Source organism: Microvirga sp. 2YAF29 (genome assembly GCF_052114605.1).
Classification (GTDB): domain Bacteria; phylum Pseudomonadota; class Alphaproteobacteria; order Rhizobiales; family Beijerinckiaceae; genus Microvirga.
Window position 1 is genome coordinate 26,154 of sequence record NZ_JBFRFB010000023.1, and the last position, 20,845, is coordinate 46,998.

General features: G+C 61.3%; 16 protein-coding genes, 1 tRNA gene and 3 pseudogenes. 1 reads left to right on the forward strand and 19 read right to left on the reverse strand.

The window, feature by feature from the left end; all coding sequences use genetic code 11:
• Nucleotides 1-16: 16 nt before the first annotated feature.
• From AB4Y85_RS18595 to rpsL, 8 genes and pseudogenes are all read right to left on the reverse strand, one after another.
• Entirely contained in the window at nucleotides 17-313 is a 297-nt protein-coding gene (locus tag AB4Y85_RS18595; RefSeq protein WP_230533535.1) for a 50S ribosomal protein L23, read from the reverse strand.
• The gene (gene rplD / locus AB4Y85_RS18600) at nucleotides 310-930 is read right to left on the reverse strand and encodes a 50S ribosomal protein L4 (RefSeq protein ID WP_441986405.1); all 621 of its coding nucleotides are present in this window, start codon (nucleotides 928-930) and stop codon (nucleotides 310-312) included. The genes AB4Y85_RS18595 and rplD overlap by 4 nt, the downstream gene beginning before the upstream one ends.
• On the reverse strand, nucleotides 930-1,658 hold the full coding sequence (rplC, locus tag AB4Y85_RS18605; protein ID WP_441986406.1) for a 50S ribosomal protein L3: 729 nt from the start codon (nucleotides 1,656-1,658) through the stop codon (nucleotides 930-932). The genes rplD and rplC overlap by 1 nt, the downstream gene beginning before the upstream one ends.
• A 47-nt stretch (nucleotides 1,659-1,705) precedes the next feature.
• Nucleotides 1,706-2,014, reverse strand: coding sequence for a 30S ribosomal protein S10 (gene rpsJ, locus AB4Y85_RS18610; protein ID WP_009764298.1), 309 nt, complete (start codon nucleotides 2,012-2,014; stop codon nucleotides 1,706-1,708).
• A gap of 67 nt (nucleotides 2,015-2,081) precedes the next feature.
• A pseudogene (locus AB4Y85_RS18615) lies at nucleotides 2,082-2,974 on the reverse strand (elongation factor Tu).
• A 2-nt stretch (nucleotides 2,975-2,976) separates the two neighbouring features.
• Nucleotides 2,977-4,902: pseudogene (gene fusA / locus AB4Y85_RS18620) on the reverse strand (elongation factor G); the annotation flags it as partial.
• A gap of 18 nt (nucleotides 4,903-4,920) precedes the next feature.
• Nucleotides 4,921-5,391: a 30S ribosomal protein S7 gene (rpsG, locus tag AB4Y85_RS18625; protein ID WP_441986407.1), complete on the reverse strand. Its 471-nt coding sequence runs from the start codon at nucleotides 5,389-5,391 to the stop codon at nucleotides 4,921-4,923.
• Between the two features lie 35 nt (nucleotides 5,392-5,426).
• Nucleotides 5,427-5,798, reverse strand: a complete 372-nt coding sequence (gene rpsL / locus AB4Y85_RS18630; protein WP_009764294.1) for a 30S ribosomal protein S12 — start codon at nucleotides 5,796-5,798, stop codon at nucleotides 5,427-5,429.
• Between the two features lie 445 nt (nucleotides 5,799-6,243).
• On the opposite strand from rpsL, the gene AB4Y85_RS18635 reads away from it, so the two are divergent.
• The gene (locus AB4Y85_RS18635; RefSeq protein WP_441986408.1) at nucleotides 6,244-7,905 is read left to right on the forward strand and encodes a glycosyltransferase family 4 protein; all 1,662 of its coding nucleotides are present in this window, start codon (nucleotides 6,244-6,246) and stop codon (nucleotides 7,903-7,905) included.
• A 72-nt stretch (nucleotides 7,906-7,977) separates the two neighbouring features.
• Here the strand turns inward: AB4Y85_RS18635 and rpoC are convergent, their stop codons facing one another.
• From rpoC to tuf, 11 genes and pseudogenes are all read right to left on the reverse strand, one after another.
• A complete protein-coding gene (gene rpoC / locus AB4Y85_RS18640; protein WP_441986409.1) occupies nucleotides 7,978-12,153 on the reverse strand; it encodes a DNA-directed RNA polymerase subunit beta' in 4,176 nt (1,391 codons plus the stop codon).
• Nucleotides 12,154-12,262: 109 nt separating this feature from the next.
• Complete coding sequence (gene rpoB, locus AB4Y85_RS18645) at nucleotides 12,263-16,396, reverse strand: DNA-directed RNA polymerase subunit beta (protein ID WP_441986410.1); 4,134 nt, start codon at nucleotides 16,394-16,396, stop codon at nucleotides 12,263-12,265.
• A 240-nt stretch (nucleotides 16,397-16,636) separates the two neighbouring features.
• Nucleotides 16,637-17,014: a 50S ribosomal protein L7/L12 gene (rplL, locus tag AB4Y85_RS18650; RefSeq protein WP_441986411.1), complete on the reverse strand. Its 378-nt coding sequence runs from the start codon at nucleotides 17,012-17,014 to the stop codon at nucleotides 16,637-16,639.
• A 52-nt stretch (nucleotides 17,015-17,066) separates the two neighbouring features.
• Nucleotides 17,067-17,585, reverse strand: a complete 519-nt coding sequence (gene rplJ / locus AB4Y85_RS18655) for a 50S ribosomal protein L10 (protein ID WP_441986412.1) — start codon at nucleotides 17,583-17,585, stop codon at nucleotides 17,067-17,069.
• A 496-nt stretch (nucleotides 17,586-18,081) separates the two neighbouring features.
• Entirely contained in the window at nucleotides 18,082-18,222 is a 141-nt protein-coding gene (locus AB4Y85_RS18660; RefSeq protein WP_441986413.1) for a hypothetical protein, read from the reverse strand.
• Nucleotides 18,223-18,331: 109 nt separating this feature from the next.
• Complete coding sequence (gene rplA, locus AB4Y85_RS18665) at nucleotides 18,332-19,030, reverse strand: 50S ribosomal protein L1 (protein ID WP_441986414.1); 699 nt, start codon at nucleotides 19,028-19,030, stop codon at nucleotides 18,332-18,334.
• 11 nt (nucleotides 19,031-19,041) lie between these two features.
• Complete coding sequence (gene rplK, locus AB4Y85_RS18670) at nucleotides 19,042-19,491, reverse strand: 50S ribosomal protein L11 (RefSeq protein WP_441986415.1); 450 nt, start codon at nucleotides 19,489-19,491, stop codon at nucleotides 19,042-19,044.
• Between the two features lie 167 nt (nucleotides 19,492-19,658).
• On the reverse strand, nucleotides 19,659-20,192 hold the full coding sequence (nusG, locus tag AB4Y85_RS18675) for a transcription termination/antitermination protein NusG (RefSeq protein ID WP_441986416.1): 534 nt from the start codon (nucleotides 20,190-20,192) through the stop codon (nucleotides 19,659-19,661).
• Nucleotides 20,193-20,204: 12 nt separating this feature from the next.
• Complete coding sequence (gene secE, locus AB4Y85_RS18680) at nucleotides 20,205-20,405, reverse strand: preprotein translocase subunit SecE (protein WP_441986417.1); 201 nt, start codon at nucleotides 20,403-20,405, stop codon at nucleotides 20,205-20,207.
• A 169-nt stretch (nucleotides 20,406-20,574) separates the two neighbouring features.
• Nucleotides 20,575-20,647: transfer RNA gene (locus AB4Y85_RS18685), tRNA-Trp, on the reverse strand.
• A gap of 49 nt (nucleotides 20,648-20,696) precedes the next feature.
• Nucleotides 20,697-20,845, reverse strand: a pseudogene (gene tuf, locus AB4Y85_RS18690) (elongation factor Tu); the annotation flags it as partial.

Below are 20,845 nucleotides of genomic sequence, written 5' to 3' on the forward strand. Positions count from 1 at the left end.
TCACTCTCTCAAACGATCAGAGGCCCGTCGTGACGTCGATGGTTTGGCCCTCTTCGAGGGTCACAACCGCCTTCTTCACGTCCGACCGCTGGCCGCGGGTGCCGCGGAACAACTTCACTTTGCCTTTGGTGACGAGCGTGTTGACGCTCTTCACCTTGACATCGAACAGCTTCTCAACCGCTTCCTTGATCTGCGGCTTCGTCGCATCCGGGCGCACCTTGAAGACGACCTTGTTCTGTTCGGACAGGGTCGTAGCCTTCTCGGTGATGACCGGGCTTACGATCACATCGTAATGGCGCGGGTCCAGGCTCATTTGAAGCGCGCCTCCAGCGCATCGACAGCCGCCTTCGTGAGAACGAGCTTCTCGCGACGCAGGATGTCATAGACGTTGATGCCCTGCACCGGCAGGACGTCGATGTTCGGGATGTTGCGAGCAGCCCGCTGGAAGTTCGTCTCAATTTCAGCACCGCCGATGATCAAGGCGTTGCCGAGACCGAGCTTGCCGAAGCGCTCGACGAGGGCCTTCGTCTTGGGCTCGGAGAGCGTCACGTCGTCGATCACGATGAGCGTGGCATCCTTTGCCTTGGACGAGAGGGCGTGCTTCAGAGCGAGAGCACGAACCTTCTTGGGAAGGTCGTGAGCATGGCTGCGGACCTGCGGCCCGAAGGCACGACCGCCGCCCCGGAACTGGGGAGCGCTCGCGGCGCCGTGACGGGCGCCACCGGTGCCCTTCTGCTTATAAACCTTCTTCGTCGTACGATCGATGTCAGAACGGTTCTTCACAGCGTGCGTGCCAGCCTGGCGCTTCGCGAGCTGCCAGCGGACGCAACGGGCGAGAAGGTCGGCGCGCGGCTCGAGACCGAAGATGGCCTCGTTCAGATCGACCGAACCAGAGGTCTTGCCCTCGAGCGTGGTGATATCAAGCTTCATCACGCATTCTCCTCTTGGGCCTGCTCAGCCTGGGGGGCCGGTGCAGCGTCATTGGCCGAGCGGAACGAGCCGGGCATCGGCACTTCCTTCGGCAGCTTACGCTTCACCGCGTCGCGGACGAAGATCCAGCCGCCGGCAACGCCAGGAACGGCGCCTTCGACGAGGATCAGACCGCGCTCGACATCGGTCGACACGACACGCAGGTTCTGCGTGGTGACGCGCTCGACGCCCAGGTGACCCGGCATCTTCTTATTCTTGAACGTTTTGCCCGGATCCTGGCGGCCACCGGTCGAACCGATCGAACGGTGGGAGACCGACACGCCGTGAGTGGCGCGAAGACCGCCGAAGTTCCAGCGCTTCATACCGCCTGCGAAGCCCTTACCGGTGGTGATGCCCGTGACGTCCACGAACTGACCGGCAATGAAGTGATCAGCGGTAATCTCGGCGCCCACGGGGATGACAGCATCCTCGGAAACGCGGAACTCCGCGAGCTTGCGCTTCGGCTCGACCTGAGCGACGGCAAAATGCCCACGCTCGGCCTTCGAAACGTTCTTAACCTTGGCCTTGCCGACGCCGACCTGCAGCGCGGTGTAGCCGTTCTTTTCTTTGGTCCGGTGGGCAACAACCTGACAGCTGTCGACCTTCAGAACCGTGACGGGAATATGTTCACCGGCATCCGTGAAGATGCGGGTCATCCCGAGTTTCTGTGCAATGACGCCTGAGCGCATGTGCGTATCCTCTCGGCGTGTCTACCGAAAGCTCCAAGCCCAACGGCTTAGAGCTTGATTTCCACGTCCACACCAGCAGCGAGATCGAGCTTCATAAGAGCGTCAACCGTCTGCGGGGTGGGGTCCACGATATCGAGAACACGCTTATGAGTGCGCATCTCGAACTGCTCGCGCGACTTCTTGTCGATGTGCGGCGAGCGAAGCACCGTAAAGCGCTCGATGCGCGTCGGCAGCGGGATAGGCCCGCGAACCTGGGCGCCGGTCCGCTTCGCGGTCGACACGATTTCCCGTGTCGAAGCGTCGAGGATCCGATGGTCGAATGCCTTAAGGCGAATACGAATGTTTTGACCGTTCATGGCTTATCCATTCAACAAGGGAAGCGGCCAGACCGTAACCCGGCCGCTGTCCTTTGATCCTCTACAATTAATCCATCACGGCGGCGACGACGCCGGCGCCGACGGTACGGCCGCCTTCACGGATAGCGAAGCGCAGCTTCTCTTCCATGGCGATCGGCGCGATCAGGGTGACTTCCATCGTGATGTTGTCGCCCGGCATCACCATCTCGGTGCCTTCACGATCTCAACTTCCTCGCCGACCTTCACGATGCCGCGCTCGACGCGGCCCGTCACCACCGTGCCGCGGCCCGAGATCGAGAACACGTCCTCGATCGGCATCAGGAACGGAAGGTCAATCGGACGCTCAGGCTGCGGGATGTAGGCATCCACCGCTTCCATCAGCTTGAGAACAGCCTCGCGGCCGATCTCAGGGGAGCGGTCTTCCAGAGCGCACAGGGCCGAGCCCTTCACGATCGGAATGTCGTCGCCGGGGAAGTCGTACTTCGACAGAAGCTCGCGCACCTCGAGCTCGACCAGGTCGAGCAGCTCGGCGTCGTCGACCATGTCGACCTTGTTCATGAACACCACCAGAGCCGGAACGCCGACCTGACGCGCCAAAAGGATGTGCTCGCGGGTCTGCGGCATCGGGCCGTCGGCCGACGACACCACCAGGATCGCGCCGTCCATCTGCGCCGCACCCGTGATCATGTTCTTCACATAATCCGCGTGCCCAGGGCAGTCCACGTGCGCATAGTGGCGGTTCGCCGTCTCGTACTCAACGTGAGCCGTCGAGATCGTGATGCCGCGCGCCTTCTCTTCCGGTGCCTTGTCGATCTGGTCGTACGCCGTAAACGTCGCGCCGCCAGCCTCCGCCAGAACCTTCGTGATCGCAGCCGTCAGCGACGTCTTGCCATGGTCAACGTGACCAATCGTTCCGATGTTGCAGTGCGGCTTATTCCGCTGAAACTTTTCCTTCGCCATTTGATGACCACTGCGTTGCCGCGCATGTCCTGACCCTGGATCTGGCCACGACGGGAGTTAAGGTCACCAATGACCGAACCCGTGTAGTCTTCAGGAGTCGTCACTTCGACCTTCATCACCGGCTCGAGCAGAACCGATCCACCCTTCTGCAGGGCCTCACGGAGAGCAGCGCGAGAAGCGATTTCGAACGCCAGAGCGGACGAGTCGACTTCGTGGAAAGCGCCGTCGATGAGCTCGACCTTGAGATCGACCACCGGGAAGCCGGCAACGACGCCGGAACCCACGACCGAGGCAAGACCCTTTTCAACGCCCGGGATGTATTCCTTCGGAACAGCACCGCCGATGATCTTCGACTCGAAGGAGAAGCCAGCACCCGTCTCGTTCGGCTGGACGACCAGCTTCACACGAGCGAACTGACCCGTACCACCGGTCTGCTTCTTGTGGGTGTAGTCCACCTCGGTCTTCTTCGTGACCGTTTCGCGGTAGGCCACCTGAGGAGCGCCGACATTCGCATCGACCTTGTAGGTACGACGAAGAATGTCGACCTTAATGTCGAGGTGCAGTTCGCCCATGCCCTTCAGAATCGTCTGACCGGATTCCTGATCGGTGGAAACGCGGAAGGACGGATCTTCGGCAGCGAGCTTCGAGAGAGCCAGACCAAGCTTCTCCTGGTCGGCCTTCGACTTCGGCTCGATGGCGATTTCGATCACCGGCTCCGGGAATTCCATGCGCTCGAGGATCACGGGCTTGGCAGGATCGCAAAGCGTGTCGCCGGTGCGGACTTCCTTGAGGCCAGCGAGAGCGACGATGTCGCCTGCATAGGCCTCTTTGATGTCTTCGCGGTTGTTCGCATGCATCAGAAGCATGCGGCCGACGCGCTCTTTCTTGTCGCGAGACGAGTTGAGCAGCGTTTCGCCGGCATTCACCTTGCCCGAGTAGACCCGGCAGAAGGTGATGGTGCCCACGAAGGGATCGTCCATGATCTTGAAGGCGAGCATGGAGAAGCCTTCGTCGTCCTTGGGCCGACGGATCGTCGGCTCTTCGGTCTTGAAGTCGATGCCCTGAATAGCTTCACGGTCGGCAGGCGACGGCAGGAAGTCCACTACCGCGTCGAGAAGCGGCTGAACGCCCTTGTTCTTGAACGCCGAACCGCAGAGAACCGGATGGAACGCGCGGCGCTGCACGGCGGTGCGAACCAGACGGCGCAGGGTCGCCTCATCGGGCTCCTGACCTTCGAGGTAGGCAACCATGGCGTCGTCGTCCATCTCGACGGCAGCTTCGATGAGCTTGCCGCGATACTCGACAGCCTGGTCCTTCAGATCGGCCGGGATCTCGACTTCGTCGAAGGAAGCGCCGAGCGCCTCGCCCGACCAAACGAGAGCCTTCATCTTGATCAGATCGATAACGCCCTTGAAGTCGCTCTCAGCGCCGATGGGGAGCTGAAGGCAGACGGGCTTGCCGGCAACGCGCTTGATGATGTCCGCGACGCAGTTGAAGAAGTTTGCGCCGGTCTTGTCCATCTTGTTGACGAACACGACGCGCGGAACGTCGTACTTGTCGGCCTGGCGCCAAACGGTCTCGGTCTGGGGCTCGACGCCCTGGTTGCCGTCGAGAACGCAGACGGCGCCGTCGAGCACGCGCAGCGAACGCTCGACTTCAATGGTGAAGTCGACGTGGCCGGGAGTGTCGATGATGTTCAGACGCTTGTCGTTCCAGAAACAGGTGGTGGCAGCAGACGTGATCGTGATGCCACGCTCCTGCTCCTGCTCCATCCAGTCCATGGTGGCGGCACCCTCGTGCACTTCACCGATCTTGTGGGACTTACCGGTGTAGTACAGGATGCGCTCAGTCGTCGTCGTCTTGCCGGCATCGATGTGCGCCATGATGCCGAAATTACGGTAGTCCTCAATCGCGTGCGTGCGGGGCATCGCCTAAGCTCCTTACCGTTACCAGCGATAGTGCGAGAACGCACGGTTGGCTTCAGCCATCCGGTGAGTGTCTTCGCGCTTCTTGACGGCATTGCCGCGGTTGTTAGAGGCATCGAGCAGCTCAGCAGAGAGACGCTCGATCATGGTCTTGTCGTTACGGCCGCGAGCGGCCTGGATGATCCAGCGGATCGCAAGAGCCTGACGGCGCTCGGAACGAACTTCGACCGGAACCTGGTACGTCGCACCACCGACGCGGCGGGAACGGACCTCAATCGCCGGAGCGACGTTGTCGAGGGCCTGCTTGAAGACCTCAAGCGGGTTGGACTTGGCACGGTTTTCAACGATGTCGAACGCACCGTAGACGATGCTCTCGGCAGCGGACTTCTTGCCGTCGTACATGATGGAGTTCATGAACTTCGTAACGACGATATCACCGAACTTCGGATCCGGGATGATCTCACGCTTTTCGGCGCTATGGCGGCGGGACATGAGCGAGCTCCGACCTAAAAATGAGTGTTGACGGCTTACTTCGGCCGCTTCGCGCCGTACTTCGAACGACGCTGCTTACGATTCTTGACGCCCTGGGTATCGAGCACACCACGGAGAATGTGGTAGCGGACACCAGGAAGATCCTTCACACGGCCGCCGCGGATCATGACCACGGAGTGCTCTTGAAGGTTGTGGCCTTCGCCGGGGATGTAACCGATGACTTCGAAGCCATTGGTCAGACGAACCTTGGCGACCTTACGGAGAGCCGAGTTCGGCTTCTTCGGGGTCGTGGTGTAAACGCGCGTGCACACGCCACGCTTCTGCGGGCAGGCCTCAAGCGCGGGAACCTTATTCCGGCTCTTTTGCGCCGTCCGCGGCTTGCGGATCAGCTGAGAAATCGTTGGCATCCTGTGCCCTCTTTCACCAGCCACCAAAGTGGCCTTTGAGTTCAACGGTTAAACGCCGCATCCCTCGTTTCTGCGGACCTAATTCGGCTGCACAAAACGAAGCCACGCCATTGGCTTGGAAAAGCCCTTGGCGTGGTGCGATTGCAGAGGACCACGATGTTTGGCACCGCGGTCGTGCCCTAAATCTGACAAGTGTCAGTCAAGGTTGAGTTCGGAAGCGTTTAGGCAGCATGGGTCGAAGCTAGGCGCTTCAACTCGCTAAAACCTACGGCCAGCCGGAAAGTCCGGTCTCTCTAGCGTCCGAGTCGCGGAAAGTCAACAGGTTTCACTAATCAGGCGTAAAGGGCGGGCCTTGTTGCGCCAAATCGCTACCCTGTTCTGTTAGATAGTTCTATTCTCTCTCCATACAAGATTATTCAAGCGATACGAATTCAGAGGGTTCGACGTGGCGAGTGCAGTCATTCATTACGAGAGCGAAGCCTTTGATGTGGGTCACGCCAAGCCCATGGGCCGGCATTTCGCCGGATTGGGCTTCCTTTCAGCTTTCGCCCGGCACGCCGCCGATCCGCAGATTACAGGCCTGGTGCGCGATTCCGCTGCCGGGCAGGAATTCAGTAATTTCGTCAAAGACTTGAACCCTTCCGCGGAACCAAGAGTCATGCTTAGTGCGCAGCAGGCGGGTATTGCCAAGGTCGGCTGCCTTTTTACCCCCGCCACGATCAGTGCTTCGCAGGMCTGGACCCGTGAGCTGTTCGGTGCGCGCTCGTGGAGTTTATGCGGTGTGAACCATACCCTCTCCTCCGACAGGATGATGAGTGCGATTACGGAATGGCTCACTCTGCCGATTCAGCCTTGGGATGCGGTCATCTGCACCTCAACCGTGTCACGCAACGTCATCGTCAAGCTTCTTGAGCGGCAGGCGGACTATCTCAGGCAGCGAGTCGGCGCGACCAAGTTCATCACGCCCCAGCTTCCGGTGATTCCGCTTGGCGTCGATTGCAACGCGCAAAACGGATATGCCTCTCATCGAGATAAGGCTCGGGCTGCACTCGGGCTTGCAGCGGACGAGGTGGTGGTTCTCTTCCTCGGGAGACTGTCCTTCCATGCGAAAGCCAACCCGGCTCCCATGTATCTTGCCCTGGAGCGCTTGGCCAAAAAGCACCGCTTGGTTCTCGTGGAATGCGGCTGGGTGGCCAACGACCTTATTGCGAAGGCGTTTGAGGCGGCGAGAGCGAAGCTTTGCCCTTCGATCCGCTCCATCGTGCTCGATGGGCGCCAGCAGGAAGAGCGCACCAAGGCTTGGGCCGCCGCCGATATATTCTGCTCCCTCTCGGACAATATCCAGGAAACCTTCGGCCTAACCCCCATTGAAGCTATGGCCGCAGGCCTCCCTGTGGTCGTGACGGATTGGGACGGCTACAAGGACACCGTACGGAACGGGGTGGACGGCTTTACGGTGCCGACCTTGGCAGCCCCGGCGGGCGCCGGCGTGGATCTCGCGGTCCGTTACGCCATGGAGATCGATAGTTACGATGTCTATATCGGCCAGGCTTCCCTTGGCGTTGCAGTAGATGTCGGAGCAGCCGCTGACGCCATCGACAAGCTGGCCTCCGATCCGGATTTGCGCCGCAGGCTTGGCGCTAATGGCGCGGCTCGGGCGCGCAAGGTCTATGACTGGAAGGTGATCGTCCGCGCTTATGAGAACCTCTGGGATCAGCTCGGCCGCATCAGGCAGGAAGAGGCCCTCTCGCCGGCTGCCAGCACAGCCTTAACCTACCGACCAGCTCGGCCTGATCCTTACGATCTCTTCGCCAGCTTCCCCTCCTCTATTATCTCCGTCGATCATCAGGCTCGCCGGGAACCTGACATCGACCTCGATGAAGTAAAGGAGCGGCTTCAACTGAAGATGCTTCTTGTCGATACGGCGGCCGGTATCGACTCGGATTTCCTGACGGCACTTTGGCTCGGCCTTGGCACTGAGGCCACAGCGGTCAAGAGCATTCTGGCCGGGCGTCCGCAAGAAGAGTCCAGGCGCGTCATCCGCTCTCTTCTATGGCTCGCCAAGTTCGGTCTTGCCTGGATCGGGCCTCCCGCGGCCCAAGCCTGACAGAAAAGAAGCCTGAAACGGAAAAGGCCGCCCGGAGGCGGCCTTTTCTATTCTTGAGTACAGCGTTGCAGCTTACTCGGCTGCCGGAGGCAGCTCGCTGACCTGAGCGGCCGACTCCGAGCGCTTCTGCTGGAGGATCAGCTCGTCGCGGTGGGTGGCGACTGCCTTGACCTGAGCGGTCATGGCACCCGTACCGGCCGGGATGAGGCTGCCGACGATGACGTTCTCCTTGAGGCCCTCGAGGGTGTCGACCTTGCCGTTGACCGCCGCCTCGGTGAGGACGCGGGTGGTCTCCTGGAAGGACGCCGCCGAGATGAAGGAGCGGGTCTGCAGCGAGGCCTTGGTGATACCGAGCAGAACCGGCACGCCTTCGGCGGGTTTCTTCTTCTCGGACACGAGACGCTCGTTGACTTCCTCGAACTCGAGACGGTCGACCTGCTCGCCGTTGAGGTACTCGCTGTCGTTACCCTCGGTGATCTCAACCTTCTGCAGCATCTGGCGAACGATCACCTCGATGTGCTTGTCGTTGATGAGCACGCCCTGGAGGCGATAGACCTCCTGGATCTCGTTCACGAGATAGGCTGCCAGCTCCTCGACGCCCTTGACCGCAAGAATGTCGTGCGGGGCCGGGTTGCCGTCCACGATGAAGTCGCCGATTTCGACCACGTCGCCGTCCTGCAAGTGGATGTGCTTGCCCTTCGGGATCAGGTACTCCACCGGCTCCGAACCATCGTGCGGGTTCAGCGTCAGGCGGCGCTTGCTCTTGTAATCGCGCCCGAACTGGATCGTGCCAGACTTCTCCGCGATGATGGCCGCATCCTTCGGGCGACGGGCCTCGAACAGCTCCGCCACGCGCGGCAGACCGCCCGTGATGTCGCGGGTCTTGGCGCTTTCCGTCGAAACACGGACGAGCACGTCACCAGCCTTCACCTTCGAGCCGGGATCGACCGCGAGGATCGCGTCCACAGGCAGGAGGTAACGGGCGTCACCGCCACGGGCCAGCTTGGCAATCTTGCCGCCCTTGCCCTCGATGATGACCGCCGGACGCAGATCCGCCGTACGGGCGGAGCCGCGCCAGTCGATGACCACGCGCTTTGCGATGCCGGTCGACTCGTCCACGGACTCGATCATCGATGCGCCGTCCACGAGGTCCTCATAGCCGACAATACCGTCGACCTCGGTCAGGATCGGGCGGGAGTAAGGATCCCACTCCGCGATCCGCTGGCCGCGCTTGATCGTGTCGCCCTCGTCCACTTTCAGGCGGGAGCCGTATTGCAGGCGGTGAACCGCACGCTCGGCGCCGTCCGGACCGTTGATCACAACAGCCACGTTGCGGCCCATGACGACGAGATCGCCATCGGAGTTGCGCGCAATGTTCTTGTTGCGGAAGCCGATCGTGCCTTCGAAGCTCGACTCGAAGAAGGACGAGTCAGCAATCTGCGCCGCACCACCGATGTGGAAGGTACGCATGGTGAGCTGGGTGCCCGGCTCACCGATGGACTGAGCGGCGATGACGCCGACAGCCTCGCCGTGATTGACCGGCGTACCGCGAGCCAGGTCGCGGCCGTAGCAGGTGGCGCAGACGCCGTTCTTGGACTCGCAGACGAGCACGGAACGGATCTTTACTTCCTGAATGCCGGCAGCGCCGATGGACTCGAGGTGATGCTCCTCGATCATCGTGCCCTTCGGAACGATGACGGTACCGTCCTGAGCGAACAGATCCTCGGCCGTGGAGCGACCCAGGATACGCGAAGCCAGCGACGCGACCACTTGGCCAGCGTCGATGATGGCGCGCATCTTGATGCCCTTCTCGGTGCCGCAATCCGTCTCACGGATGACCGCATCCTGCGCCACGTCCACGAGACGGCGGGTCAGGTAACCCGAGTTCGCGGTCTTGAGCGCGGTGTCGGCCAGACCCTTACGGGCGCCGTGGGTCGAGTTGAAGTACTCGAGAACGTCGAGGCCTTCCTTGAAGTTCGAGATGATCGGCGTCTCGATGATCTCGCCCGACGGCTTGGCCATGAGGCCGCGCATGGCAGCGAGCTGCTTCATCTGGGCCGGCGAACCACGAGCGCCCGAGTGGGACATCATGTAGATCGAGTTGACCTGCTTATCGCGGCCCTGATCGTCCTTCTGAACCGCGGAAATGCGGTTCATCATCTCACCGGCGAGACGGTCCGAGCACTTCGCCCAGGCGTCGACGACCTTGTTGTACTTCTCACCCTGGGTGATGAGGCCGTCCTGGTACTGCTGCTCGTAATCCTTCGCGAGAGCACGAGTCTCCTCGACGATTTCCCACTTGTTCTCCGGGATCACCATGTCGTCCTTGCCGAACGAGATGCCGGCTCGGAACGCATTGTAGAAGCCGAGGCCCATGATGCGATCGCAGAAGATCACTGATTCCTTCTGACCGCAATGGCGGTAGACGGCGTCGATCATTCCCGAGATTTCCTTCTTCGTCATGAGCTTGTTCACGACGTCGTAGGGAAGCAGCGGGTGCTTGGGCAGGAGGCGCGAGAGCATCACGCGGCCGGCGGTGGTCTCGTAGATCTTGGAGACGGGCTTGCCGTCCTCGTCGAGACCTTCCCAGCGATAGCGGATCTTGGAGTGGAGCGTGATCACCTTCTCGTTCAGGGCATGCTCGATCTCGCCCATGTCGGAGAAGGCCTTGCCCTGACCGGGCTGACCTTCAGAGAGGATGGACAGATAGTAGAGGCCCAGAACGATGTCCTGCGACGGCACGATGATCGGCTGACCGTTGGCCGGGTGCAGGATGTTGTTGGTGGACATCATCAGCACGCGGGCTTCGAGTTGCGCCTCGAGCGAGAGCGGCACGTGGACGGCCATCTGGTCACCGTCGAAGTCCGCGTTGAACGCGGCGCAGACGAGCGGATGCAGCTGGATCGCCTTGCCCTCGATCAGGGTGGGTTCGAAGGCCTGAATGCCGAGGCGGTGGAGCGTCGGTGCGCGGTTGAGCAGCACCGGATGCTCGCGGATGACTTCGTCCAGGATATCCCAAACCTCGGGCTTTTCCTTCTCGACGAGCTTCTTCGCCTGCTTGACGGTGGCGGACAGGCCGCGTGCGTCGAGCTTGGCGTAGATGAACGGCTTGAACAGCTCGAGAGCCATCTTCTTGGGTAGGCCGCACTGATGGAGCTTGAGCTCCGGCCCCACCACGATGACCGAACGGCCCGAATAATCGACGCGCTTGCCGAGCAGGTTCTGACGGAAGCGGCCCTGTTTGCCCTTCAGCATGTCGGCGAGCGACTTCAGCGGACGCTTGTTGGCGCCGGTGATGACGCGGCCGCGGCGGCCGTTGTCGAACAGGGCGTCGACCGCCTCCTGCAGCATGCGCTTCTCGTTGCGGACGATGATGTCCGGAGCGCGCAGCTCCATGAGCCGCTTCAGGCGGTTGTTGCGGTTGATGACGCGGCGGTACAGATCGTTCAGATCCGAGGTCGCGAAGCGGCCGCCGTCGAGCGGCACGAGCGGACGCAGATCCGGCGGGATCACCGGAACGACGGTCATGATCATCCACTCGGGCTTGTTGCCCGACTGGACGAAGGCCTCGATGATCTTGAGGCGCTTCATGAGCTTCTTGGGCTTCAGCTCGGACGTGGTGACCGCGATTTCCTCGCGGATCTCCTGGGCTGTCTTCTCGAGATCGAGCTCGTTCAGGATGCGGCGGATGGCTTCCGCGCCGATCATGGCGGTGAAGCTGTCCTCGCCGAACTCGTCCTGAGCACGGATGTACTCGTCTTCGGTCAGCAGCTGACGATCCTTGAGGGGCGACAGGCCGGCATCGACGACGATGTAGGACTCGAAATAGAGGATGCGCTCCAGATCCTTCAGCGTCATGTCGAGCAGCAGACCGATGCGGCTCGGCAGGGACTTGAGGAACCAGATATGCGCGACAGGCGCTGCAAGCTCGATATGGCCCATGCGGTCACGGCGAACACGCGCGAGCGTCACCTCGACGCCGCACTTTTCGCAGATCACGCCCTTGTACTTCATGCGCTTATACTTGCCGCACAAGCACTCGTAATCCTTGATGGGTCCGAAGATGCGAGCGCAGAACAAGCCATCGCGCTCGGGCTTGAACGTGCGGTAATTGATGGTCTCCGGCTTTTTGATCTCGCCGTAGGACCAGGACAGAATCTTCTCAGGGCTCGCGATCGAGATCTTGATCTGATCGAAGCTTTGCGGCTGGGCCGTCTGGTTGAAGAGATTCATGACCTCTTGATTCATCGCCGTCTCCTGGGCTGGAGGGCGCTAGATAAGCACCCTCGCCGGCAATTGCATGAGGCCGCGACATCAATGTCGCGGCCGAACGTCGAATTCATCAGCGCCTTGGCGCTTACTCGGCTGCCTCGGACGGAGGCAACTGCTCCGCTTCGTTGGCAGCCTTCTTGGAGTTCGTCAGCTCCACATTCAGACCGAGCGAGCGCATTTCCTTCACGAGAACGTTGAAGCTCTCCGGAATGCCCGACTCGAAGGTGTCGTCGCCACGAACGATGGCTTCGTAGACCTTCGTACGGCCGGCCACGTCGTCCGACTTGACCGTGAGCATTTCCTGAAGGGTGTACGCAGCGCCGTAAGCCTCGAGCGCCCAGACCTCCATTTCGCCGAAGCGCTGACCGCCGAACTGGGCCTTGCCGCCCAGCGGCTGCTGGGTAACGAGGCTGTAGGGGCCGATGGAGCGGGCGTGGATCTTGTCGTCCACGAGGTGGTGCAGCTTCAGCATGTAGATGTAGCCGACAGTCACCTTGCGGTCGAAAGACTCGCCGGTCTTGCCGTCATACAGCGTGACCTGACCCGACGGATCGAGGCCTGCCTTGGCCAGCATCGCCTCGATGTCCGACTCCTTCGCGCCGTCGAAAACGGGCGTGGCGAACGGAACGCCGCGGCGCAGCTTGTTGCCGAGTTCCACAAGCTCTTCGTCTGAAGCCTGCTCGATTTCCGGCAGATTGCCGTAGATCGAGACCAGCTGCTCGCGCAGGCCCTTGGACTGACCGGACTTCATGTACGCATCGACCGCCTGAGCGACCTGCTTGCCGAGACCGGCCGCAGCCCAACCAAGGTGCGTCTCGAGGATCTGACCGACATTCATGCGGCTCGGCACGCCGAGCGGGTTGAGCACTATATCGGCATGCGTGCCGTCCTCGAGGAACGGCATGTCTTCGATCGGGACGATGCGCGACACGACACCCTTGTTGCCGTGGCGGCCGGCCATCTTGTCGCCGGGCTGGATCTTGCGCTTCACGGCCACGAAGACCTTGACCATCTTCATGACGCCGGGCGGAAGCTCGTCGCCGCGCTGAAGCTTCTCGACCTTGTCGAGGAAGCGCTGTTCAAGGCGCTTCTTCGACTCGTCGTACTGCTTCTGCATGGCCTCCATCTCGGTCATGAGAGCGTCGTCTTCGACCGCGAACTGCCACCATTGCGACCGCGGATACTCATTGAGGAGTTCGCGGTTGATCGGAGCGTCCTTCTTGTAGCCCTTCGGCCCGGCCACGCCCTTCCGACCGTTCAGGATCTCGGCCAGACGCGCATAGGTGTTGCGGTCCAGGATCGCCTGCTCGTCGTCGCGGTCCTTGGCGAGACGCTCGATTTCCTCGCGCTCGATGGCCTGCGCACGCTCGTCCTTGTCGACGCCGTGACGGTTGAAGACGCGAACTTCCACGATGGTGCCGGTCACGCCTGGGGGCACGCGCAGCGAGGTATCGCGGACGTCCGAAGCCTTCTCACCGAAGATGGCGCGCAGAAGCTTCTCTTCCGGCGTCATCGGGCTTTCGCCCTTCGGCGTGATCTTGCCGACGAGAATGTCACCGGCGTGAACTTCGGCGCCGATATAGACGATGCCGGCTTCGTCGAGGTTCTTCAGCGCCTCTTCCGACACGTTCGGAATGTCGCGCGTGATTTCCTCAGGACCCAGCTTCGTGTCGCGGGCCATCACTTCGAATTCCTCGATATGGATCGAGGTGAAGACGTCTTCCTTCACAATCCGCTCGGAGAGCAGGATCGAATCTTCGAAGTTGTAGCCGTTCCACGGCATGAACGCGACGAGCACGTTGCGGCCGAGAGCCAGCTCGCCGTACTCCGTCGACGGGCCGTCGGCGATGATGTCGCCCTTGCGGACCATGTCGCCGGCGCGGACCAGCGGCTTCTGCGTGATGCAGGTCGACTGGTTGGAGCGCTGGAACTTCTGCAGGCGGTAGATGTCGACGCCGGGACGGGTCGGATCCGTGTTCTCCGTCGCGCGGATAACGATACGGGTCGCGTCCACCTGGTCTACGACGCCAGTGCGGCGGGCTGCAATCGCTGCACCCGAGTCACGGGCTACGATCGCTTCCATACCGGTGCCGACGAACGGAGCATCCGCCTGAACCAGAGGAACAGCCTGACGCTGCATGTTCGAGCCCATGAGAGCGCGGTTCGCGTCGTCGTTCTCGAGGAACGGGATGAGCGCGGCTGCAACCGAAACAAGCTGCTTCGGCGACACTTCCATGAGATCGACGCGGTCAGGAGCGGCCACGATCACGTCACCGGCGCGGCGGCAGATGACGAGCTCTTCCGTGAGCGTACCCTTGTCGTCGAGAGCGGCATTGGCCTGGGCGATGTTGTACTTCGCCTCTTCCATGGCCGACAGATACACGACCTCATCCGTCACGCGGCTGTCGCGCACGCGGCGGAACGGCGTCTCGATGAAGCCGTACTTGTTGACGCGGGCGAAGGTGGCCAGAGAGTTGATCAGACCGATATTCGGGCCTTCCGGCGTCTCAATCGGGCAGATACGGCCATAATGCGTCGGGTGCACGTCACGGACTTCGAAGCCGGCGCGTTCGCGGGTCAGACCGCCCGGGCCAAGCGCCGAGAGACGACGCTTGTGCGTGACCTCGGAGAGCGGGTTGGTCTGGTCCATGAACTGCGACAGCTGCGACGAGCCGAAGAACTCGCGCACGGCGGCGGCGGCAGGCTTCGCGTTGATCAGGTCCTGCGGCATGACGGTGTCGATATCGACCGACGACATGCGCTCCTTGATCGCGCGTTCCATGCGCAGCAGACCCAGGCGATACTGGTTCTCCATGAGCTCGCCGACCGAACGCACACGGCGGTTGCCGAGGTGGTCGATGTCGTCGATCTCGCCCTTGCCGTCGCGCAGGTCAACGAGCGCCTTCGCCACGGCGAGGATGTCCTCGCGGCGCAGCGTACGCACGGTGTCCTCGGCGTCGAGGTCGAGGCGCATGTTCATCTTCACGCGGCCAACGGCCGAGAGATCGTAGCGCTCGGCATCGAAGAACAGCGAGTTGAACATCGCTTCCGCCGTATCGAGGATCGGCGGCTCACCCGGACGCATGACGCGGTAGATGTCGAACAGGGCGTCCTCGCGGGAGGAAGCCTTGTCCACGGCCAGGGTATTGCGGATGTAGGGGCCGACCGTCACGTGGTCGATGTCGAGAACCGGGATCTCGGTGAAACCGGCATCGTCGAGACCCTTCAGCAGCTTTTCGCTGATCTCGTCACCGGCCTCGGCATAGACCTCACCCGTCTTCGGGTTCACGAGATCCTCGCCGATATACTGGCCGTACAGATCCTCGTCCGTGGCGCGCAGGTTCTTGAGGCCCTTCTCGGCAAGCTGACGAGCGGTGCGCACGGTCAGCTTCTTGCCGGCCTCGAGCACGACTTCGCCGGTCTTCGCGTCGATGAGATCGACGGAAGCCTTGAAGCCCTTCATGCGCTCCGCATCGAAGGGAACGGTCCAGCCGTCCTTCTTGTCCCGCTTATAAATGATGCGGTTGTAGAAGGTGTTGAGAATTTCCTCGCCGTCGAGGCCCAGCGCGTAGAGCAGCGCCGTGACCGGCAGCTTACGCTTGCGGTCGATACGGGCATACACGATGTCCTTGGCGTCGAACTCAATGTCGAGCCAGGAGCCGCGATACGGGATGATGCGGGCAGCAAACAGCAGCTTGCCGGAAGAGTGCGTCTTGCCCTTGTCGTGGTCGAAGAACACGCCCGGCGAACGGTGCATCTGCGAGACGATGACGCGCTCGGTGCCGTTGACGATGAAGGTGCCGTTGTCCGTCATGAGCGGCATGTCGCCCATGTAGACGTCCTGCTCCTTGATGTCCTTAACGGACTTGGCACCGGTATCCGGGTCCACATCGAACACGATGAGGCGCAGCGTCACTTTGAGAGGCGCAGCGAAAGTCATGCCGCGCTGGCGGCACTCGTCCACATCGTATTTCGGGGGCTCGAACGTGTACTTCACGAACTCGAGCAATGCAGTATTTGAAAAGTCCGAAATCGGAAAAACCGATTTGAAGACGGCTTGCAAGCCTTCTTCCGACCGGCCGCCCTTTGGCTCGTCGACCATCAGGAACTGGTCGTAGGATGCCTTCTGAACCTCAATGAGGTTCGGCATTTCCGCCACTTCCTTGATTTTGCCGAAGAACTTGCGAATGCGCTTCCGGCCGATCAGTGTATTGGCCATCTGGACCTCGTTCCTCATACACACCTAATCAAGAACCCCGGTTGTCGGGACCCTGGATTAGCCGCCCGGCGGAGAGCCGGTTTTTCGAACCAATCCGGGCTCGCTTAAGAGCCCTTGTGAATGCCGCCGAAGAGCCCTGCATCTTTGACGACACAACGGCCCCAAGCAAAACTGCCTGGGACCGTGTGTTTTTGAGCCCCGATTTCTCGGGGTAACCCTGCGGCCAGGAAGGCCGCAAAATTACTTGAGCTCGACCTTGGCACCCACCTTCTCGAGGGTGTCCTTGATCTTCTGGGCTTCGTCCTTGGAAACGCCTTCCTTAACGGGCTTCGGCGCACCTTCGACGAGGTCCTTAGCTTCCTTGAGGCCCAGGCCCGTGATGCCACGGACTTCCTTGATGACCTCGATCTTCTTGTCGCCGGCCGAAGCGAGAACGACCGTGAACTCAGTCTGCTCTTCAGCGGCAGCAGCACCGGCGCCAGCGCCAGGAGCAGCAGCAACGGCAACAGCAGCGGCAGCGGAAACGCCCCACTTCTCTTCGAGCATCTTCGAGAGCTCAGCAGCCTCGAGAACGGTCAGCGACGACAGATCGTCAACGAGCTTGGCAAGATCAGCCATTTTTTAGATCCTTAAGTTCAGTTCGAACGGGTTAGTGATTGAGGGTACGGCCTCACGCCGCTTCGCCTGTTTTGGCATAGGCCCCGAAAACGCGAGCCAGCTTCGCAGCCGGCGCGGTCGAGAGCTGAGCGATCTTCGTAGCCGGAGCCTGGATAAGGCCGACCAGCTTGCCGCGCAGTTCGTCGAGGGACGGCAAGGTCGCAAGCGACTTCACACCGTCCACGTTCAGGGCGGTCGCGCCCATTGCACCGCCAAGGATAACGAGCTTGTCGTTAGTCTTGGCGAAATCGACAGCGACCTTGGGCGCCGCGACCGGATCGCTCGAATAAGCGATCAGGGTCGGGCCTTTCATAAGGCCCGAGATGGACGCGACGTCCTTGCCTTCGAGAGCGATTTTGGCGAGGCTGTTTTTTGCGACCTTAACGGTGGCGCCGGCCTGCTTCATCTGCGCGCGCAGCTTCTGCATGTCGGCAACCGTAAGGCCAGCATAGTGGGCGACGACAACGACGCTCGTGGTGTTAAACACGTCGTCGAGAGTCGAGACGAGCTCGCGCTTTGCTGCTCTATCCACTGGGCTCTCTCCGGTAGGCGGAACGTATCCGCCGGTTACATCTGCCGTTCAAGGCCCGAGCTTGCGCTCGAGGCGCCCGAACGACGCTCTCGCAAGCCCTGTCCCCCTGCTGCGCCTGACGGCACAAAGGGTGAGATGGTTCGAACCGAAACTCGCTGCCTGCGTTGAACAGGCATGAAACTCGGCTTCCCCGTCTATGCAGGCCCTCTCGAATTAAGCTGGACCAAGCCAGCGCCTGCAGTCTCGGACAGGACATAGCCGGAACGCGCCAAAGGTTGCCCTCTGACCCGCCGGCCTGTCACCATCCCGTCTCCGGGATGGATTCCTAACTGAAGCCGCGCAAAAGCGCAGCTTCCGTACATATTGGAAACTCAACGCGTTCTAATAAGCCTTCTTCCGCCGATTGCCAAGAGGCTTTTTACCGGTTCTTCAGGTTTTTCGGGCTTGCGGAGCCGAGTTCGCTTGAGCGGCTGCCCGTCTCGGCACGACCTTAGGCCTAGAGCCAGAGCCACCAAGACTGTTTCCTGAAGCTGCGTATGGTCAGCCGGCCTGCGAGAATGAGACCGACGGTGGCGAGAGCAGCCACCCCCTGCCCGATTGTGCCGATAGCGTCGATTATGTCGAGAATTTCGCGCATGCCAAAGTCCTATCGAAACAATATAGCGCGAGAAGACCGTCTTCAACGGCGTATAACAGAAAAGCCCGGCGCGAGGCCGGGCTCTTCCAACTTTGTAGAGATGGACCGATCAGCCGTTTAGGACGGACGAGGGATCGACCTTCACACCCGGGCCCATCGTGGACGAAACCGCGATGCGCTGGATGTAGGTGCCCTTGGCGCCCGAGGGCTTTGCCTTGGAGACGGCATCGGCGAAAGCCTTGATGTTCTCCACGAGCTTGTCCTCGCCGAACGAGGCCTTGCCGATACCGGCGTGGACGATACCAGCCTTCTCAACGCGGAACTCGACTGCACCGCCCTTGGCGGCTTCGACGGCGCTCTTGACGTCCATGGTGACCGTGCCGACGCGCGGGTTAGGCATCAGGCCGCGCGGGCCGAGAACCTTACCGAGACGGCCGACGAGGCCCATCATGTCCGGGGTCGCAATGCAGCGGTCGAACTCGATCGTGCCGCCATTGACGGTCTCGAAGAGCTCCTCGGCACCCACGATGTCGGCACCGGCGGCCTTGGCCTCATCGGCCTTGGGGCCACGGGCGAACACGGCAACGCGCACGGTACGGCCGGAGCCGTTCGGCAGGTTGCAGACGCCGCGGACCATCTGGTCGGCGTGACGGGGATCGACGCCCAGGTTCATCGAGACCTCGATGGTCTCGTCGAACTTCGCCTTGGCGCGGTCCTTGATCATCTTCACTGCATCGCTGATCGCGTACAGCTTGTTGGCATCGATGCCCTCGCGGGCGGAACGGATGCGCTTACCTTCATTAGCCATCGTGCCCTCCCTTAGCCGACGATCTCAAGGCCCATGGCCCGAGCGGAGCCACGGATCATGCTCACGGCGGAGTCGAGTGAATCGCAGTTCAGGTCGACCATCTTCTTCTCGGCGATATCGCGAAGCTGAGCTTCGGTGATGCTGCCGGCAGGAGCGCCCTTACCAGGGGTCTTCGAGCCGGAAGCGGGCTTCTTGCCGAGCTTCAGGTTGGCGGCCTTCTTGAGGAAGAAGGAGACCGGGGGCTGCTTCATCTCGAAGGTGAAGGAACGATCCTGATAGGCGGTGATGATCACCGGGATCGGGGTGCCCTTCTCCATCTGTGCGGTCTTCGCGTTGAAGGCCTTGCAGAATTCCATGATGTTCAGGCCGCGCTGACCCAGCGCAGGACCGATCGGCGGGGACGGGTTGGCCGCGCCGGCGGGAACTTGAAGCTTAACGTAGCCCGCAATTTTCTTTGCCATAGGACTGCTCCTAATGGACCATCCGCCCGGCGCCAACCGAACGGAATGGCAGTTGCAGATCGTGGTGCAGCCTGCTTCTCCCGGATGGCAACCGGGCAGACCTCCCACGGATGAAAGCCTCCAAAGAGGCCATGAAAGCGGCGTTCAACCCGCCGCCCTCAGACAGCTCAGACCTTTTCGACCTGAGCGTATTCGAGTTCGACCGGCGTAGCGCGGCCGAAGATGGACACCGCCACCTTGAGGCGGGCCCGGGCTTCGTCGACTTCCTCGACAACGCCATTGAAGGAAGCGAACGGGCCGTCGGAGACGCGAACCTGCTCGCCGATTTCGAAGCTGATGGAGGGCTTGGGATGATCGACACCCTCGGCCACCTGCCCTTTGATGCGCTCGGCTTCGCGGTCCGGAATCGGAACCGGCTTGGCCTTGTCGGCGCCCAGGAAGCCCGTCACCTTCGGCGTATTCTTGATGAGGTGGTAAACCTCGTCGGTCAGGTCGCACTTCACCAGGACATAGCCGGGGAAGAACTTGCGCTCTGTGTCGACCTTGCGGCCGCGGCGCACTTCGACGACCTTCTCGGTCGGGACCATGACCTCTTCGAACTTGTCTTCAAGGCCGCGCTGAGCCGCCTGATCCTTGATCGACTGGGCCACCTTGTTCTCGAAGTTCGAGTAGGCGTGGACGATGTACCAACGCTTCGTCATTGCTTACGCCTCTTAACCGCCAAAACCGAGAAGCACGGAGCGGACGCCCCAGCCGAGAACCTGATCGACGACCAGGAAGAAGATGCTCGCCACGACGACCATCACGAACACCATCGCGGTCGTGATCATCGTCTCCTTGCGCGTCGGCCAGGTCACCTTCGCGGCTTCCGAGCGGACCTGCTGTATGAAATCTAACGGGTTCGTCTTCGCCATTTTTGCTTGCATTCACAGGCGCTTAACAGCGACTGCGAACGTCCTCTAAGGGTACGCTTGAGCCCAAATTGAAGGGGCGCGAGGCCGTTTTCTTAAGCCTCGCGCCACCTATTCAAATCATCTTGTGGACGCCTCATAATCGAAAACGTCCACTTTGTCGACCCGCCGGCAGGAGTGGAGGGGCTCGAACCCCCAACCCCCGGTTTTGGAGACCGGTGCTCTACCAGTTGAGCTACACTCCTGCGAGCGGGCCAACAGGCGGCGGCTTTAAGGCCGCCGCCTGGGTTTATTTTAATCCATCACGGCGGCGACGACGCCGGCGCCGACGGTACGGCCGCCTTCACGGATAGCGAAGCGCAGCTTCTCTTCCATGGCGATCGGCGCGATCAGGGTGACTTCCATCGTGATGTTGTCGCCCGGCATCACCATCTCGGTGCCTT